At 69.4% G+C, this 17,127-nt stretch carries 14 protein-coding genes; 11 read left to right on the forward strand and 3 right to left on the reverse strand.

What is annotated here, in order from left to right; genetic code table 11:
• Nucleotides 1-31: 31 nt before the first annotated feature.
• The 6 genes from ABZ412_RS30635 (at nt 32) to ABZ412_RS30660 (ending at nt 5,906) form a co-directional block, all read left to right on the forward strand.
• Complete coding sequence (locus ABZ412_RS30635; protein ID WP_357287071.1) at nt 32-982, forward strand: ATP-binding cassette domain-containing protein; 951 nt, start codon at nt 32-34, stop codon at nt 980-982.
• Nucleotides 982-1,749, forward strand: a complete 768-nt coding sequence (locus ABZ412_RS30640; RefSeq protein WP_357287074.1) for an ABC transporter permease — start codon at nt 982-984, stop codon at nt 1,747-1,749. Before ABZ412_RS30635 ends, ABZ412_RS30640 begins: the two co-directional genes overlap by 1 nt.
• A gap of 353 nt (nt 1,750-2,102) precedes the next feature.
• Complete coding sequence (locus ABZ412_RS30645; RefSeq protein WP_357287077.1) at nt 2,103-2,951, forward strand: lysophospholipid acyltransferase family protein; 849 nt, start codon at nt 2,103-2,105, stop codon at nt 2,949-2,951.
• Between the two features lie 238 nt (nt 2,952-3,189).
• Nucleotides 3,190-3,717: a hypothetical protein gene (locus tag ABZ412_RS30650; protein ID WP_357287080.1), complete on the forward strand. Its 528-nt coding sequence runs from the start codon at nt 3,190-3,192 to the stop codon at nt 3,715-3,717.
• Nucleotides 3,718-3,864: 147 nt separating this feature from the next.
• Nucleotides 3,865-4,968, forward strand: coding sequence for a PrsW family glutamic-type intramembrane protease (locus tag ABZ412_RS30655; protein ID WP_357287083.1), 1,104 nt, complete (start codon nt 3,865-3,867; stop codon nt 4,966-4,968).
• Between the two features lie 59 nt (nt 4,969-5,027).
• Nucleotides 5,028-5,906: a GNAT family N-acetyltransferase gene (locus ABZ412_RS30660; RefSeq protein WP_357287086.1), complete on the forward strand. Its 879-nt coding sequence runs from the start codon at nt 5,028-5,030 to the stop codon at nt 5,904-5,906.
• Between the two features lie 97 nt (nt 5,907-6,003).
• Here the strand turns inward: ABZ412_RS30660 and ABZ412_RS30665 are convergent, their stop codons facing one another.
• The gene (locus ABZ412_RS30665) at nt 6,004-7,017 is read right to left on the reverse strand and encodes an alpha/beta hydrolase family protein (RefSeq protein ID WP_357287089.1); all 1,014 of its coding nucleotides are present in this window, start codon (nt 7,015-7,017) and stop codon (nt 6,004-6,006) included.
• A gap of 197 nt (nt 7,018-7,214) precedes the next feature.
• Between ABZ412_RS30665 and ABZ412_RS30670 the strand changes: the two genes are divergently transcribed.
• The 3 genes from ABZ412_RS30670 to ABZ412_RS30680 are packed head-to-tail and all read left to right on the forward strand — an operon-like array spanning nt 7,215 to nt 10,508.
• Complete coding sequence (locus ABZ412_RS30670; RefSeq protein ID WP_357287092.1) at nt 7,215-7,664, forward strand: helix-turn-helix transcriptional regulator; 450 nt, start codon at nt 7,215-7,217, stop codon at nt 7,662-7,664.
• A gap of 5 nt (nt 7,665-7,669) precedes the next feature.
• A complete protein-coding gene (locus ABZ412_RS30675; protein ID WP_357287094.1) occupies nt 7,670-8,083 on the forward strand; it encodes a VOC family protein in 414 nt (137 codons plus the stop codon).
• A gap of 43 nt (nt 8,084-8,126) precedes the next feature.
• Nucleotides 8,127-10,508, forward strand: a complete 2,382-nt coding sequence (locus ABZ412_RS30680; RefSeq protein ID WP_357287097.1) for an excinuclease ABC subunit UvrA — start codon at nt 8,127-8,129, stop codon at nt 10,506-10,508.
• Here ABZ412_RS30680 and trpS read toward each other — a convergent pair.
• Both trpS and ABZ412_RS30690 read right to left on the reverse strand, forming a co-directional pair.
• Nucleotides 10,505-11,557, reverse strand: coding sequence for a tryptophan--tRNA ligase (gene trpS, locus ABZ412_RS30685; protein ID WP_357287100.1), 1,053 nt, complete (start codon nt 11,555-11,557; stop codon nt 10,505-10,507). The two genes, ABZ412_RS30680 and trpS, sit on opposite strands and share 4 nt — an antisense overlap.
• Before the next feature lie 171 nt (nt 11,558-11,728).
• The gene (locus ABZ412_RS30690; RefSeq protein WP_357287102.1) at nt 11,729-12,595 is read right to left on the reverse strand and encodes an AraC family transcriptional regulator; all 867 of its coding nucleotides are present in this window, start codon (nt 12,593-12,595) and stop codon (nt 11,729-11,731) included.
• 127 nt (nt 12,596-12,722) lie between these two features.
• Here ABZ412_RS30690 and ABZ412_RS30695 point away from each other — a divergent pair, with 127 nt between their 5' ends.
• Together ABZ412_RS30695 and car are read left to right on the forward strand one after the other, a co-directional pair.
• A complete protein-coding gene (locus ABZ412_RS30695) occupies nt 12,723-13,421 on the forward strand; it encodes an alpha/beta hydrolase (RefSeq protein ID WP_357287105.1) in 699 nt (232 codons plus the stop codon).
• A gap of 175 nt (nt 13,422-13,596) precedes the next feature.
• Complete coding sequence (car, locus tag ABZ412_RS30700) at nt 13,597-17,127, forward strand: carboxylic acid reductase (protein ID WP_357287108.1); 3,531 nt, start codon at nt 13,597-13,599, stop codon at nt 17,125-17,127.

The following is a 17,127-nucleotide window of genomic DNA, read 5'->3' on the forward strand; positions in this document are numbered from 1 at the left end:
TGGCATACACAGTTTACGAATGGAGCTCTCCATGACCACGTCCGGAACGGGGCCCGCCATCGAGGTGAGCGGCCTGGTCAAAGCCTTCGGCGACCAGCCGGTACTGCGCGGCATCGACGTCACTGTGCCCGCCGGGACGGTGTTCTCCCTGCTCGGCCCCAACGGTGCGGGCAAGACCACCATGGTCCGCATCCTCACCACCCTCGAACGCGCCGATGGGGGAGAGCTGCGGATCGGCGGCCACGACCCGGTGCGCGAGGCCGGCGCCGTGCGTGCGGCCATCGGCGTCACCGGGCAGTTCGCGGCGGTCGACGATGTCCTCACCGGCTCGGAGAACCTGCGGCTCATGGGGCGGCTGCTGCACCTCGGATCACGCGAGACCGCCCGGCGTGCAGCGCGATTGCTGGAGCAGTTCGAGCTCGCCGAGGCCGCCGGGAAGCGCGCGGGCTCCTACTCCGGTGGTATGCGCCGCCGCCTCGACATCGCCATGAGCCTGATGGGGCAGCCCCGCATCGTCTTCCTCGACGAGCCCACCACCGGACTGGACCCGCGCAGCCGCCGCGAACTGTGGCGGGTGATCCGCGGCCTGGTGGCCGACGGCGTCACCATCTTCCTCACTACCCAGTACCTGGAGGAGGCCGACCAGTTGGCCGACCGCATCGCGGTGCTCGACGGCGGCCGCATCGTGGCCGAGGGGCGTGCCGAGGAGTTGAAGCGCCTGGTGCCCGGCGGGCACCTGCGGCTGGGCTTCGCCGACGAGCGCGGGCTGGCGGCGGCCGCGCGAGCGCTGCCGGTGGCCGCGATCGACGGCGAGGGGCTGGCATTGCGGGTGCCCTCGGACGGCAGTATCGGCGATATCCGCAAGCTGCTCGACCATTTCGACGATCACGCCGTGGCCATCGACCACTTGTCCATTCACACACCCGATCTCGACGACGTCTTCTTCGCCCTCACCGGCAATACCGTGAAAGGCGCTGCGTAATGCGTACTCTCGTGCACTCCGCCCAGGACTCCGCCACCATGGTCGGCCGCAATCTGCGCCACACCCTGCGCAGTCCGGACACCATGATCATGACCATCGCCGTGCCGGTCAGCATTCTGGTGATGTTCGTGTACGTATTCGGCGGCGCGATGAATGTCGGCGGCTCCTATATCGACTACGTCGTGCCCGGAATCATTCTGCTGTGCGCGGGATTCGGCTCGGGCGCGACTGCGGTGGCGGTGGCCACCGATACCCACACCGGCATCGTGGACCGGTTCCGCGCGATGGCCGTCTCCCGCAACTCGGTGCTGACCGGGCACGTGCTGGAGAGCGTGCTGCGCAATCTGCTCACCAGTTCACTGGTGGTGCTGGTGGCCGTGGCGCTCGGCTTCCGGCCGACCGCGGACCCGCTGCGCTGGCTGGCCGTGGCGGGCGTGCTGGCCTGCTTCGTGGTGGCGCTGTCCTGGATCGCGGCCGCGCTGGGGCTGCTGGCCTCGAATCCCGAGGCGGCCAACGGTTTCATGTTCTTCTTCATGTTCCTGCCCTACGTGAGCAGCGCGTTCGTGCCGACCGGGACCCTGCCGAGCTGGCTGCGCGGTTTCGCGACGCACCAACCGGTCACCTCCGTCACCGAGACCGTGCGCGGTCTGCTGATGGGTTCGCCGGTGGGGGATTCCGCGCCGACCGCGCTGGCGTGGTGCGCGGGTCTGGCCCTGGCGGGGTACCTCGCGGCTGGCGCGCTGTCCCGTCGTCGGACGACCTGCTGAGATATGTCTACGCCGATATGCGCATCTACGCATGGCATCTCGGGTGAGCCATCTTAAGGCGAGTGCGGTGTGCGGAACCGGGGCAGTGAGATGAATGTTGGGTTTCGCACACTTCCTAACAAGCAAACGCTTGGGTGATAACGTCGATAGTGCAGGAGGACGGTGACGGGCATCTGTCGCAACGCAGCGACGTCCGTACGCTGAACCGGACCGCGCATGCGCGGCCGTCGGAGCTAATCAATGGGGATCTGACCCGGGGGCAATTCAATTCGGCTCGACGTTGTTTCAAAAAGCGTCGTGCGATGTCGTTGCGTGCTGCCCGTCCCCGGCAAAGCAATCGACAGGAATGGCTGATGACCGAGAACAAGGTAATCCCCGACCCGAACCACCCGCTGCTGCCGCTCGCGCGGGCCTACACCGGCTACTTCACTCCCACCGTGGTCGGCGTGGAGAATCTGCCGACTTCCGGGCCGGCGCTGGTGATCGGCAATCACTCGTCCATCTACTGGGCCCCGGAGGTGTGGATCACCTTCATGGCCATGCTGGAGCACCGCCCCGACGAGCCCAGCTACGGCGTCGCCCACGACATCCTGCTGCGCGCACCGGTTCTCGGTGACAGCCTGCGCCAGTTCGGCGTCATCGCGGCCTCGAAGGAATCCGCCGCCAAGGGGCTCAAGGACGGCGGCGCGGTCATGGTCTACCCCGGCGGCGACTGGGAGGCGTGCCGCCCGTGGACCGATCGCGGCAAGATCGACTTCGCCGATCGCAAGGGCTTCATCCGGCTCGCATTGGAAGCGGGGGTTCCGGTGATTCCCGCGGTCGCCAACGGCGGCCACGACTCGATCTTCGTGCTCAGCCGCGGCGAGCGCACCGCCAAGCTGCTGCAGCTCGACAAGCTGGTGCGCGCCAAGGTGTTTCCGTACACCCTGGGCCTGCCCTTCGGTGTCGCCCCGATCCTGCCGCAGCTGCCGCTGCCCGCCTCGGTGACGGTGAGCTTCCTGCCCGCCCTGGACTGGTCCACCGAGCCCGGCGATCCGGACGACACCGCTCTGGTCGACGACTACTACACCCGTACGGTCTCGACCATGCAGACCGAGCTGGACCGGCTGCGCGCCGAGACCCCGAACCCGGTGGTCGCGGGCCTCAAGAAGCACGCGGCGGGCCTGCCGGGACCGCTGAAGGGTCTCGCCGACCTGCTGTGAGCACGCGGATTCGCCCATAGGGGGACAGCGGATTTCGTCGGATGAGCCATCGAGGATGCCGCACGCGGACCGGAGCCGCGGACGGCATCCTCCCGGCGCTGCGGACACGTTCCGGCCGCCCGATGTGGTTAACTCGCGGCAAGCGCCCGGACGGCGACTGCCCGGGCCTCGGGCCGGGTGTCCGGAACGCATTCGCCGTCCCCGGACGTTGCCTCGGGGAGCCGAGAGGGTGGAAGACATGGCGCGCCTTGTGCATTCGGTCGGCCCCGTGCTGGCGGCGGTGGGGGCGCTCGCGGTGGCGCTGGTGGTGCCGCCCCTGGTGTCGGATGCCGTCCCGGCCCGCGTGACCGACCTGGCCGAGGGGACCGGCATCACGCTGACCGCCTCCGGTATCGGCGCGGTGCACGGCGGCGACGATCCCGCCAACGCCGTCTTCTTCCGGGTGCCCGAGCCGATGCGGCGGCAGGCGACCGGCGACGAATCGGTCGTGATCCTGAAATCCGAGGACGGCGAGCGGCGGCTGTCGGTGTCGGTGACCGACGGCATCACCGATTTCCCCACGGCCGCACCCCGCATGCTCCTGCCCCTGCGCGCGGCGGGCGTCGCCGCGCGCTTCGACGGGGGAGTCGTCGACGAAGGCGAATTCCACGGCCTCACCTGCGAATTGCCCGACAAACCCGGGGCGTGTGCGCGGTGGTCGCGAGCGGCGACGTGGGCGTCACCATCCTGGCCACCGGCCCCACCCGCGAAGCGGGCCTCCAGCTGATCGCCGAGGTGCTGCGGTCGAGCAAGGCGGTGGAGGCATGAGCGGCGCCCACCGGCCGGGTCGGCGGCGTTCCTCGCGGCGCGATCTCCGCTCGTGGCGGCTGGGCGGGCCGGTCGGCGAGTTCGCTCGGCGGGAAGGTGGTGCCGCATGAGCTGGTTCCAGCCGCGTTCGGCGTTGTTCTGGGTGTACTGCGTGGCGGTTGTCGTGGGGCCCTTGCTGTTCCTGACGCAGGCGGCGGGGCAGGTGTGGTTCGCGGGGGCGGCGGCGCTGGCGGCGCTGCCGATCACGGCGCTCACGCTGCTGGTGATCGGGCGGATCCTGTTCGCGCTGGACCCTTTCCGGGCGCGGCGGCATCTGATGGCTCCCCTGATGATGGGAGCGATCTGGGGTGCGACGGTGTGGACCGGGCTGGCCATGTGGGCCAATGATCATCTGAGCCGGGCGGTCACGAATCTGTTCGGGGACCGGTTCGCGATCAGCTGGAGCGCCGCGATCACCGCGCCGATCGACGAGGAGTACATCAAGGCGATCGGTATCGCCGTGGTGGCATTGTTGTTCCGGTCGCGGCTGACCCGGCCCATGCACGGGCTGCTGCTGGGCGCGGCGGTCGGGTTGGGCGCGCAGATCGCGGAGGACTGCCTCTACAGCACGCAGACCGCGTTGTCGTCGCCGCAGACGCCGGTGGCGGACGTGCTGCTGGTGGCGGTGCTGCGGCTGGTCACCGCGCTCACCTCGCACTGGGCCATGTCGGCGCTGGCCGGGGTCGGGATCGTGATGGCGCTGGTCCGTACGGACCGGTCGTGGCTGTGGCGGTTCGGGGTGTTCGCCCTGTTCTACGGGCTGGCGTTCACCATGCACGTGCTGTTCGACGCCCCGCGCCCGCCGGGCCCGCCCTTGGTCTCGACCTATCTGCCGATCCTGATCGATCTGGTCATCTTCGCCCTCGGGTACGCCTGGGTGCTGGCGGGGGAGCGGCGCTGGTTCCGCGGGCTCATCGCCCGCCCGGCGGCGCGCGCGATCGGGTCGGAGGCGGCCCTGGCCCCGCTGCTCACCTACCATCGCCGCCGCGAAGCCCGTGCGGCGCTGCGGCATTCGGCCGGCTGGACCCGCAAGCAGGCCCTCGCCTACGAACGTGATCTGGTGGATCGCGTCACTGATCTGGACATCTCCGGGCAATCCCGGTTGTCGGGTGATCTCGGCCCCGGATCAGGCGGGCTCCCGGAGGGTAGGGTGGTCCGTTACCACTGGTAGGTGATTTAACGCGTGCCGGTGACCTGGGCCGAGATAACTGGACGCTAGCGTGGTTCATTATGAGTGAGGGTCAGACGCCGCCCGCCGACCTCGTGCGTCGGCCGGTGGACGAGTTGCTGGAGCGTCGTCAGCAAGCGCTGTGCAACTACCTCGACGCGAGCGCGGACATCGCCGGTACCCGGATTCGCGCGAACTTGAACGGCTGGCAGAAGTGGCTGGGCAGGCTGCCCGGTTCGCCGATCGCGCGGGCCACCGCTCGCCGCGACGCGCTGATGCGGGACCTGGCCGTGCACGGTGTCGGCGCGGACGATCACCGCTGGGGTGTGCTGTCGGGCGGATTCGTGCGCAGTCTCGGCGCGCCGCTGTGCCTGGAGGACACCCTCGCCGAGGTGACCGAGCGCTACGGCGCCGAGCACCCGCACTGGACGCGCCGCCTGGAGGCGCTGGCGCGCGCGACCGGCGAGGCTCGCCCGATGGCCGCGGTGGGCGATCGCGCCGTGGTCGCCGACCTCACCGAGGATCTGCTCGCCATCACCCGCTCCGCCCCCGATGAGGCCGCGCGGCAACGGCTTTCCGATCACCTGCCCGGTGTCCTGCGGCCGGTGCCGTCCGGCATCGAGTCGCTGCGCCGCGACGACAGGCTCGCCGAGGTGGTCTTCGACATCTACGCCGACACCATCAAGCTCGACAACATCACGGTGAACCCGGAGCTGCGCGGCACCGGCCTGGGCACCGCGATCCTGCAGCACCTGTGCCGGGCCGCGGATGCCCATCACCTGTGCATCGTCGGCCAGCTGGTCCCGACCTTCCGCGACGACGACTCCGCCGTGCCGGTGCTGGCGAAATGGTGCCGCCACCACGGGTTCTCGGTCAACGAGCGGCTGGGTGGCCGCATCGTCCGCACGCCGATGAGCGTCCCGGGCGCCGCGGCGATGTAGTCCGTACGACCCCCGGGAACGTGGTCCGGAGGGCCCCCGAAACGCCGAACGCCGCACACCGATCGATGGTGTGCGGCGTTCCGCGTGCGAACGTGGGTCAGATGCCCATGCCCGAGGCCAGCATCGGCCACGAGTCGTGCAGGGCCTCTTCCCAGTACGGCCAGTAGTGGGTGCCCACCGGGTCGTAGCGGAAGGTGGCCGGGATCTGCAGCGAGTCGAGCTTGCCCTGCAGGTTGCGGGTGCAGGCGTTGACCGCGCCCTCGATGATCATGCCCAGCGCCAGGTTCACGTCACCCTGCACGCCCGGGGCGGACTTGGTGTAGAACTCGACGTCGCGCATGAGCGGGATGCCGCTGCCGCTGGAGACGTAGAGCTGGGTGCCGCGCAGCTTCTCGGCATTGATGACCGGGTCGTTGGCGGCCCACAGCGGGCTGTCGGCCGGGCCGTACATATTGGCGGTGTTGCCGCCCGCCCAGGTCTCGACGGCCAGCTTCACGAACTGGCGGCCCATCGGGTCGGCGATCTGCGCGCACCCGCTGTAGGCGGCCACCGACTTGAACAGGCCCGGCTTGGCCTCGGCCAGCTGCAGCACCGAGGTGCCGGAGGTGGACAGGCCCGCGAGCGAGTTCAGGCCGGTGGAGCCGAGGGTGGCGTCCAGCAGCGGCGGCAGTTCCTGGGTGAAGAACGTCGTCCACTTGTTGACGCCCAGCTGCGGGTCGGTCTGGATCCAGTCGGCGTAGTAGCTGCCGCGGCCGCCGATCGGCTGGATGACGTTGACCTGCTTGTCGGACAGGAAGCCCAGCGCGTTGGTCTGCGCGGACCAGCTGGCGGTGCCCTCGCCGGCGTCGAGGCCGTTGAGCAGGTACAGGTTGGGGGCGGGCTGGGACTCGTCGACCGGACGCTGCACGTCGACGGTGATGTCCCTGCCCATGGCCGCCGAGTAGACCTTCAGATGCCAGGTGCGGCCCTCCTTGGTCACCGAGGAGACCGAGGAGGCCTTGTCCTGGTCGGCCGATCCGGTGCCGGCGGCCAGGGCCACGGACAGGACGGCGGTGAGGGCGACCGCGGCGGTGCGCAGGGCGGTCCGGTTACGTAGTGCAGAGAGCTTCATCGAAGAGCTGATCCCAGTTCTCGGGCCGTGCTCGGCCGCATGTAGATCGGTGCCGGGGCCCGGATGTCCCGGTCTCCCCGCACGCTATGTCTTGTGTCAAGGCAAAACTGTTACCTGAGAAATCGTCCGGGCGGTAGTCCCCAATCCGCCGGGCACGCCGTCACGGGGGTGTCGGCCCAGCGTGCGACCATCGATGGGTGACGAGCAAACCCGACGAGGAGCAGCGCCTACGGGACCTGGCGCGCCTGCGGCGGGTGCGGGACCGGATCGATCGCGAGTACGCGCGGCCGTTGGACGTGGAGGCGCTCGCGCGGGACGCGCACATCTCGGCCGGGCACCTGAGCCGGCAGTTCCGGGCGGCCTACGGCGAGTCGGTGTACGCGTATCTGATGACCCGGCGCATCGAGCGGGCCATGGCGCTGCTGCGGCGCGGGGATCTGAGCGTCACCGAAATCTGTTTCGCGGTGGGCTGTTCGTCGCTGGGCACGTTCAGCACCCGGTTCACCGAACTGGTCGGTGTGCCGCCGAGCGTGTACAAGCAGCAGATGGCCGACGCGCCCGAAGGCATGCCGTCGTGCGTGGAGAAACAGGTGACTCGACCGATCAGGAATCGAGAAGCCCAGGCAAGCGGCTCGCAACTAGCCTGATCGACATGGACATCACCATTCTCTCGAGCTTCCTCCCGCACAATGACGCGGACGCGGCGCTCGCGTTCTACCGCGACGCGCTCGGCTTCGAGCTGCGCAAGGATGTCGGCTACAACGGCCTGCGCTGGCTCACCGTGGGCCCGCCCGATCAGCCCGGAACCTCCATCGTGCTGCACCCGCCCGCTGTCGATCCGGGCATCACCGAGGACGAGCGCAAGCTCATCGTCGAGATGATGGCCAAGGGCACCTACGGCAGCGTCCTGCTGGCGTCCAAGGACGTCGACGCGGCCTTCGAGCGGTTGCAGGCGAACGACGCGGTCGAGATCGTTCAGGAGCCGACCGACCAGCCCTACGGCGTGCGCGACTTCGCCGTGCGCGACCCCGCGGGCAATATGGTCCGTATCCAGCAGGTGCCCTAACCGCTTTCCCGCCCGACCGGTCCGCCCTCAGATGGAGACACGCATGGCCCCGAGCAAGTCCACGAAGAACGCCCTGCCCGCCGCCGACGCCCACGATCTGATCCGGGTGGTCGGCGCCCGGGTGAACAACCTCAAGGACGTCTCCGTCGACCTGCCCAAGCGGCGGCTGACCGTGTTCACGGGCGTGTCCGGTTCGGGCAAGAGCTCGCTGGTCTTCGACACCATCGCCGCGGAATCGCAGCGGTTGATCAACGAGACCTACAGCGCGTTCGTGCAGGGCTTCATGCCGAGCCTGTCGCGCCCGGACGTGGACGTGCTGGAGGGCCTGACCACCGCGATCAGCGTGGACCAGCAGCGCATGGGCGGCGATCCGCGCTCCACCGTCGGCACCGCCACCGACGCCATGGCCATGCTGCGCATCCTGTTCAGCCGCCTGGGGCAGCCGCATATCGGCTCGCCGCAGGCGTTCTCGTTCAATGTGGCCTCGATCAGCGGCGCGGGCGCGGTGACCGTGGAGAAGGGCGGCAAGCAGGTCAAGGAGCGGCGCACCTTCTCGGTGACCGGCGGCATGTGCCCGCGCTGTGAGGGCCGCGGTTCGGTCAACGACATCGACCTGACCCAGCTCTACGACGACTCGAAGTCGTTGCGGGAGGGGCCGTTCACGATTCCGGGCTACAGCATGGACGGCTGGTTCGGGCGCATCTTCATGGGCAGCGGATTCTTCGATCCGGACAAGCCGATCAAGAAGTACAACAAGCGCGAGATCGCCGATCTGCTGTACAAGGAACCGACCAAGATCAAGGTCGAGGGCATCAACCTGACCTACGAGGGGCTGATCCCCAAGATCCGGAAGTCGATGCTGTCCAAGGACATCGACTCGCTGCAGCCGCACATCCGCGCCTTCGTCGAGCGCGCGGTCACCTTCCAGATCTGCCCCGACTGCCACGGCACCCGGCTCAGCGAGCTGGCCCGCTCCTCGAAGATCGACAAGATCAGCATCGCCGACGCGTGCGCCATGCAGGTCAGCGATCTGGCCGACTGGGTGCGCGGGCTCCGCGACCCGGGCGTCGCGCCGCTGCTCGAGGCGTTGCGGCAGGTGCTGGACTCGCTGGTGGAGATCGGACTGGGCTACCTGAGCCTGGACCGCGCCTCGGGCACGCTGTCGGGCGGAGAGGCCCAGCGCGTCAAGATGATCCGCCATCTCGGGTCCGCGCTCACCGACGTCACCTATGTGTTCGACGAGCCGACCGTGGGCCTGCACCCGCACGACATCCAGCGCATGAACGATCTGCTGCTGCGCCTGCGCGACAAGGGCAATACCGTGCTGGTGGTCGAGCACAAGCCGGAGACCATCGCCATCGCCGACCACGTCGTCGACATCGGCCCGGCCGCGGGTTCGGGCGGCGGCACCATCTGCTTCGAGGGCACCGTCGACGGACTGCGCGCCAGCGGCACCATCACCGGCCGCCACTTCGACGACCGCGCCGCGCTCAAGGACTCGGTGCGCGAGTCCGCGGGGGCGTTGAAGATTCGCGGCGCGACCGCCAACAACCTGCAGAAGGTCGACGTCGACATCCCACTCGGCGTGCTGGTGGTCATCACCGGTGTCGCGGGCTCGGGCAAGAGTTCGCTGGTGCACGGCTCGATCCCGGCCGGTGAGGGCGTGGTGTCGGTCGATCAGGGCGCGATCAAGGGGTCGCGGCGCAGCAACCCGGCCACCTACACCGGGCTGCTCGAACCGATCCGGAAGGCCTTCGCCAAGGCCAATGGCGTGAAACCCGCACTGTTCAGCGCGAATTCGGAGGGCGCGTGCCCGACCTGCAACGGCGCGGGCGTGATCTACAGCGACCTGGCCATCATGGCCGGGGTCGCCACCGTGTGCGAGGAGTGTGAGGGCAAGCGCTTCCAGGCGGCCGTGCTCGAATACAAGCTGGGTGGGCGTGACATCAGCGAGGTGCTGGCCATGCCGGTCGCCGAGGCCCTGGGCTTCTTCGCCGAGGGTGAGGCGAAGATCCCTGCCGCGCACAAGATCCTGGAACACCTCAACGAGGTCGGACTGGGCTACGTGAGCCTGGGCCAGCCGCTGACCACGCTCTCCGGCGGTGAGCGGCAGCGCCTGAAGCTGGCCACCCACATGGGTGAGAAGGACGGCGTCTACGTCCTCGACGAGCCGACCACCGGTCTGCACCTGGCCGATGTGGAGAACCTGCTCGGATTGCTGGACCGTCTGGTCGATTCCGGGAAGACGGTCATCGTGATCGAGCATCACCAGGCCGTCATGGCACACGCCGACTGGATCATCGACCTGGGTCCGGGCGCGGGCCACGACGGTGGCCGCATCGTCTTCGAGGGCACCCCCGCGGACCTGGTGGCCGCGCGGTCCACCCTGACCGGCGAGCACCTGGCCGCGTACATCGGCTCCTAGTACACCGTCCCCATCGCCGCGCGCACCTCGTCGAGGGTGCGTTCGGCGATCTCGACGGCGCGCCGATTGCCTTCGCGGACAAGGCCGATCGCGAAGTCCGGGTCGGCGGCCAGTTCGGCGCGGTGAGCGCGGTGGGTGGCGAAGAAGTCGTTGACCGCGTCGGTGGCGAGCTTCTTGAGCGCCGAGCCGCCGCCGTCGCCGAGCTTGTCGGCCAGGGTCACCTCGTCACTGCCCAGGCACAGGGCCGCGGTGGTGAGCAGCGCGGACACGCCGGGGCGGGCGCCGGGATCGAAGGTGATGCGGCGGTCGGCGTCGGTGGGGGCGCGACGGATGAGGGCCGCGGTCTCGTCGGCGGTCATGGACAGCGAGATGGCGTTGCCGTAGCTCTTGCTCATCTTGCGCCCGTCCAGGCCGGGGATCTCCGGGGTGGAGGTGAGCAGCGCCCGAGGTTCCGGGAACACCTGGCCGAAGCGTTCGTTGAAGCGCCGCGCGATGACCCGGGTGAGCTCCAGGTGCGGCAGCTGATCCTTGCCCACCGGCACCAGATTGCCCTTGCAGAACAGGATGTCGGCGGCCTGGTGCACCGGGTAAGTGAGCATCAGCCCGCTCAGGGCCCGCCCCGACGCGGCCAATTCGGCCTTCACCGTCGGATTGCGGTGCAACTCGGCCTCGGTGACCAGACTCAGGAACGGCAGCATCAGCTGGTTGAGGGCCGGCACCGCGGAATGGGTGAACACGGTGGCCCGGCTCGTGTCGATCCCGGCGGCCGCGTAGTCAAGCACCGCGTTCACCACGTTCTCGCGGACCTGGCCGAGGGTGTCGCGGTCGGTGATGACCTGGTAGTCGGCCAGGATCACCCACAGGTCCACGCCCTGCCCCTGCAAGCGCACCCGTTCCCGGATCGTGCCGAAGTAGTGGCCCAGATGCAGCCTGCCCGTGGGCCGTTCACCGGTGAGGACGCGGAAGCGCTCGGGGTGGTCGTCCACCTCGGCGGCCAGGTCGTCGCTGCGCTCGCGGGTGGCGGCGAAGGAATCCGAAGGTGTGGTCACCGTACAACTCCTGGAAGTTCATCGAGGGCTGCACGAGCGGAGGTGTTCCGGTCGGAATCACGGGCCGCGTACAGCCCGTGGACATGGTTCAGCGGGCCGCTACTGCGACCGGCGCCATGTCTGCCGGATGTGAATCACCTGTCCACCATAACAAGTGGGGCGCTGCGCGGCTCAGGGGCGGGCCGGGGTGTCGCCCTTGCGGTAGCGCAGCGGCGGGGTGTCGTAGCGGCGGCGGAACGCGCGGCTGAAGGCGGCCTCGGAGTCGTAGCCGACCTGGTGGGCGACCGCCGTGATGGGAATCGTGGTGGTGCGCAACAGGGTTGCGGCGCGCGCCAGGCGGCGGTCGGCCAGATAGGCGGCGGGCGCGCGGCCCAGCCTGCGGGTGAAGCGGTCGGTGAAGGTGGTACGCGACATCGACGCCAGCGCCGCCAGATCCGAGACCGTCCACGGCGCGGCGGGTGCGCGGTGCACGGCGGTGAGGACGGGGGCGAGTGCCGGGTCGAGGGCGGCGGTCAGCCATCCGGGGGCGGCGGTGTCGGTGGACCAGGCGCGCAGCGCGTGGATGAACAGCAGGTCCAGGATGCGCGAGATCATGGCGGCCGCGCCCGGACGCGGATCGGTGACCTCGACCATCAGCAGATTCAGGCTCAATGGCAGCCAGTCGCGGGCGCGACCGGCGGCGTCGATGTGGATCGCGGGGGCGAGCACGGAAAGCAGTGGGGCGGCTTGGGGTTCGTCGACCAGGAATGAGCCGGTGACCCAGCGGGTGTCGGCGGTCAGCGGCGTCACGGTGTGGCCGTCGCCGCGGGCCAGCACCACCATGTCGCCGGAATGTGCTGTGGTGAGGCCGGATTCGCCGTCCACCCGGATCTCGACGGCGCCCTGCTCGACGACGTGGAGCACCCTTCTCCCGGCCGGAACCCGCACCGGAGCATCGGAGTCGGCGGTGTGCCGGGTGACGGTCTCGCCGCGCAGCCGCACCGTCTCCAGAATCTCCGACAAGGCGTCCGGCCCCGCCAGTTCCGCCGGGTCCGGCAACCCTGTATCCGGTGATTCGGCAAAGTTTTGCGGTGTTTCCGTCATGGTCTTTGCTCCATCATCCGAATAGCGTAGATCCCGCAACCCGGGAAGCACACGAGATCAGTACTTCGAGAGGAGATACGCCATGGCGGACAAACCTGCGATCGTTCTGGTACACGGATTCTGGGGTGGTGCGGCGCACTGGGCCAAGGTCATCGTGGAATTGCGGCGGCGCGGCTACGAGTCGCTGCACGCGGTGGAGAATCCGCTCACCGGGCTGGCCGACGATGCCGCCCGGACCCAGAAGATGGTGCGCCAGATCGCCGGGCCGGTCCTGCTGGTGGGTCATTCGTACGGTGGCGCGGTCATCACCGAGGCCGGTGACCTGCCCAATGTCGAGGGCCTGGTCTATGTCGCGGCCTTCGCGCCGGATGCGGGGGAGAGTCCCGGTCAGATCACCGAGCAGCTGCCTCCGGCGGCGGTCGCGGCCATCGCGCCGGATTCGGACGGCTACCTGTGGATCGCGCAGGACAAGTTCCGTGACAGCTTCTGCCGGGACCTGTCCGAGGACGAGGCCCTGGTCATGGCCGTCACCCAGAAGGCCCCGGTGGGTTCGGCCTTCGGTGACCCGGTCACCGCCCCGGCCTGGAAGGCCAAGCCGACCTGGTATCAGGTGTCCACCGAGGACCGCATGATCAACCCGGACAACGAGCGGCGGATGGCCGAGCGTATGGGTCCGCGCCGCATCGTGGAGCTGCCCGCGAGCCACGCCTCGCTGGCCTCGCAGCCGGGCGCGATCGCGGATCTGATCGATGCCGCGGTGGCGGATCTGGGGTACAGCTAGCCCCCAAACTGACGCGCGGTGCATTCTGTTGTTCGGGGATGCACCGCGGAGTCTTGACTTTCCTGCTCCGCGCCCGCATCGTAGGAATACTTAGCGAAGCTAAGTGATTGGGAGAAATCCCGGCGACCGAACCGGATTCGGGGCGTGCGGTCACTGGAGATCCAGGGAGGCAGTGATGGTCGAGGACGTCGCGCGTGCGGAGCTGACCCAGCGATTGGCGGATCGGCTCGCCCGCGCCGAGGCCGCCCGGCGCTTCGAGGCGCTGCTGGTCGACGATCAGGTCCGCGCGCTGGTGCCCTCGCCCGAGATCGCTGCCGCCGCTCAGGCGCCCGGACTGGCGATGGCCGAGGTCGTGGCGATCCTCATGGACGGGTACGCGGACCGTCCGGCCATCGCCGAGCGGGCCGGCGAGATCGTCACCGGCCCGGATGGCCGGCGCACTCGGCGACTGCTGCCCGAGTACCGCGCCATCACCTACCGCGAATTGTGGTCGCGTGCGGGCGCACTCGCCGCCGCCTGGCAGGCGGACACGCGGAATCCCTTGCGCTCCGGCGATTTCCTGTGCTCGCTCGGCCTGGTCAGCGGCGACCTCACCGCGGTCGAGCTGGCGACCGTCCGGCTCGGCCTGGTGAGCGTGCCGTTGCAGGCGAATGCCCCGGCCGCGCAATGGCATTCGATCATCGCCGAGACCGGCGCGCGGGTGTTGGCGGTGAGCCTGGAACTACTCGCTCCCGCCCTCGACTGCGTCCTCGACGGCACCCCGGTGGAATCGCTGGTGGTCTTCGAATTCGATCCCGGCGACGACGGCCAGGCCGAGACCTATGCCGCCGCGCGCCGCCGCATCGCCGAGTCGGGCGCCGCGCTGACGCTGGAAACCCTTGCCGCCGTGATCGATCGGGGCCGCGACCTGCCGCCGGTCCCGCCGTACGTGCCCGCCGACCCCGACGAGCCCGCGCTGCTCATCTACACCTCGGGCAGCACCGGCACCCCCAAGGGCGCGATCTACACCCACCGCCTGGTGACCGGAATGTGGCAGGGCCCGGCCCAGATCCCGGTCCCGGTGCTGAACTTCTGCTACATGCCGCTGAGCCACGTCGCCGGGCGCATGGTGGTGAACGGCACCTTCTCCCGCGGCGGCACCGCCTACTGCACCGCCTCGGGCGATATGTCGACCCTGTTCGAGGATTTCCGGCTGGCCCAGCCCACCGAGGCGTTCTTCGTGCCGCGCGTGTGCGAGATGGTGTTCCAGCGCTACCAGAGCGAATCGCAGCGCCGCCTGGCCGCGGGCGCGTCCGCCGAGGAGGCCGCGGCGGCCGCGAAAACCGCTTTGCGGCAGGACTTCCTGGGTGAGCGACTGGCCCGCGTCATGGTCGGCAGCGCACCCATCTCCGCGGAGATGAAGGAGTTCATGAACGCGGTGCTCGATCAGCCGCTCATCGACGGCTACGGCTCCACCGAGGCGGGCGGCGGCCTGCTCATCGACAACGAGATCCGCCGGCCTCCGGTGCTCGACTACAAGCTGGTCGACGTGCCCGAACTCGGCTACTTCGCCACCGACAAGCCGTACCCGCGCGGCGAGTTCCTGGTGAAGTCGATCCTGCAGGTTCCCGGCTATTTCAAGCGGCCCGAGCTGACCGCGGAGATGTTCGACGAGGACGGCTTCTACCGCACCGGCGATATCGTCGCCGAGGTCCGCCCCGACCACCTGGTCTACGTCGACCGCCGCAACAATGTGCTCAAGCTGTCGCAGGGCGAGTTCGTGACGGTGGCCAAGCTGGAGGCGGTCTACGCCACCAGCCCGCTCATCGCCCAGATCTTCGTGCACGGCTCCAGCGAACGCTCGCATCTGCTGGCGGTCATCGTGCCCGCCGACGCGGCCCGCGCGCTCGAACCCGCCGAACGGACCGCCGCCATCGCCGAGTCGCTGCGGCAGCTGGCCAGGGACGCCGACCTGGAGTCCTACGAGATCCCGCGCGAGTTCCTGCTCGAATCCGAGCCCTTCACCCAGGACAACGGGCTGCTGTCGGGGATCGGAAAACTGTTGCGGCCCAAGCTGCGAGAACGCTACGGCGACCGGCTCGAGGAGCTCTACCGGGCCCAGGCCCGGCGGCAGGAGGACGAGCTGGCCGCGCTGCGCGTCGCGGTCACCGACCGGCCGGTGCTCGAGACGGTGCGCAAGGCGGCGTGCGCGATCCTCGGCGGCGGTGAGCCCGCGGCGGACGAGCACTTCACCGATCTGGGCGGCGATTCGCTGTCGGCGCTGTCGTATTCGACGCTGCTGCGGGATATCTTCGGCGTCGAGGTGCCGGTCGGCGTCATCGTCAGCCCCGCCAACGACTTCACCGGGCTGGCCGCCTACATCGAGGCCGCGCGCGCCGGTGACATCCGCCCGACCGCGGCGACGGTGCACGGCGGCACCGAGATCCGCGCCGCCGACCTCACCCTCGACAAGTTCCTCGACGCGCCGACCCTCGCGGCCGCCCCCGATCTGCGGCTCGCCCCGCAGCCGCCGCGCACGGTGCTGCTCACCGGCGCCAACGGCTACCTGGGCCGGTTCCTGTGCCTGGAATGGCTGGAGCGCCTGGACGATTCGGACGGCACCCTGATCTGCGTGATCCGCGGCCGCGACGCCGAGTCCGCGCGAGCGCGGCTCGACGAGGTCTTCGACAGCGGTGATCCGGCGCTGCTCGCGCGCTACCGCGAGCTCGCCGCGCGCCGCCTGCGCGTGCTGGCCGGTGACATCGCCGACCCGTATTTCGGCCTGGATCATCAGGTGTGGCAGGACCTGGCCGCCACCGTCGATCTGATCGTGCACCCCGCCGCCCTGGTCAATCACGTGCTGCCCTACGACCAGCTGTTCGCCCCCAATGTGGTGGGCACCGCCGAGGTGATCCGGCTGGCCCTGACCACGATCCGCAAGCCGGTGACCTACCTGTCCACGGTCGCGGTGGCCGCGCAGATCGATCCCGCGGTCTTCACCGAGGACGGCGATATCCGTGAGATCAGCCCCGTGCGTTCCCTCGACGACGGCTACGCCAACGGCTACGGCAACAGCAAGTGGGCCGGTGAGGTCCTGCTGCGCGAGGCCCATGAGCTGTGCGGGCTGCCGGTGGCGGTGTTCCGCTCCGACATGATCCTGGCGCACACCACCTTCGCCGGTCAGCTGAACCTGCCCGACATGTTCACCCGCCTGCTGCTCAGCGTGCTCGCCACCGGCCTGGCCCCGAAGTCGTTCTACGCCTTGGATGCTCGCGGCGAACGGCAGCGCGCCCACTACGACGGCCTGCCCGCCGACTTCACCGCCGCCGCCATCACCGCTCTCGGCGCCCGCGTCACCGAGGGTTTCGACAGCTACGACGTGCTCAACCCGCACGACGACGGCATCTCCCTCGACGACTTCGTCGACTGGCTCATCGACGCCGGCCATCCCATCGACCGCATCGACTCGCACCGCGACTGGTTCACCCGTTTCGAAACCGCCCTGCGCGCGCTCCCGGAGAAACAACGCTCCTACTCGTTGCTCCCGCTGCTGCACGCCTACCGCCACCCCGCGCCACCGATCCCGGGCGCGGCCCTCCCGGCCAAGCACTTCCAGGCCGCGGTGCAACAGGCGAAACTCGGCCCGAGCGGCGATATCCCGCATCTGGGCCGGTCGCTCATCGACAAGTACGCGGCCGATCTGAGGCTGCGCGGCCTGCTGCGCTGA

This window comes from Nocardia sp. NPDC005746 (assembly GCF_040630785.1).
Classification (GTDB): domain Bacteria; phylum Actinomycetota; class Actinomycetes; order Mycobacteriales; family Mycobacteriaceae; genus Nocardia.

Excerpts from the sequence above, each read along its gene's own strand:
- ABZ412_RS30635 (WP_357287071.1), top strand. The coding sequence starts at position 32 with ATGACCACGTCCGGAACGGGGCCCGCCATCGAGGTGAGCGGCCTGGTC.
- ABZ412_RS30640 (WP_357287074.1), top strand. The coding sequence starts at position 982 with ATGCGTACTCTCGTGCACTCCGCCCAGGACTCCGCCACCATGGTCGGC.
- ABZ412_RS30645 (WP_357287077.1), top strand. The coding sequence starts at position 2,103 with ATGACCGAGAACAAGGTAATCCCCGACCCGAACCACCCGCTGCTGCCG.
- ABZ412_RS30650 (WP_357287080.1), top strand. The coding sequence starts at position 3,190 with ATGGCGCGCCTTGTGCATTCGGTCGGCCCCGTGCTGGCGGCGGTGGGG.
- ABZ412_RS30655 (WP_357287083.1), top strand. The coding sequence starts at position 3,865 with ATGAGCTGGTTCCAGCCGCGTTCGGCGTTGTTCTGGGTGTACTGCGTG.
- ABZ412_RS30660 (WP_357287086.1), top strand. The coding sequence starts at position 5,028 with ATGAGTGAGGGTCAGACGCCGCCCGCCGACCTCGTGCGTCGGCCGGTG.
- ABZ412_RS30665 (WP_357287089.1), bottom strand. The coding sequence starts at position 7,017 with ATGAAGCTCTCTGCACTACGTAACCGGACCGCCCTGCGCACCGCCGCG.
- ABZ412_RS30675 (WP_357287094.1), top strand. The coding sequence starts at position 7,670 with ATGGACATCACCATTCTCTCGAGCTTCCTCCCGCACAATGACGCGGAC.
- ABZ412_RS30680 (WP_357287097.1), top strand. The coding sequence starts at position 8,127 with ATGGCCCCGAGCAAGTCCACGAAGAACGCCCTGCCCGCCGCCGACGCC.
- ABZ412_RS30695 (WP_357287105.1), top strand. The coding sequence starts at position 12,723 with ATGGCGGACAAACCTGCGATCGTTCTGGTACACGGATTCTGGGGTGGT.
- car (WP_357287108.1), top strand. The coding sequence starts at position 13,597 with ATGGTCGAGGACGTCGCGCGTGCGGAGCTGACCCAGCGATTGGCGGAT.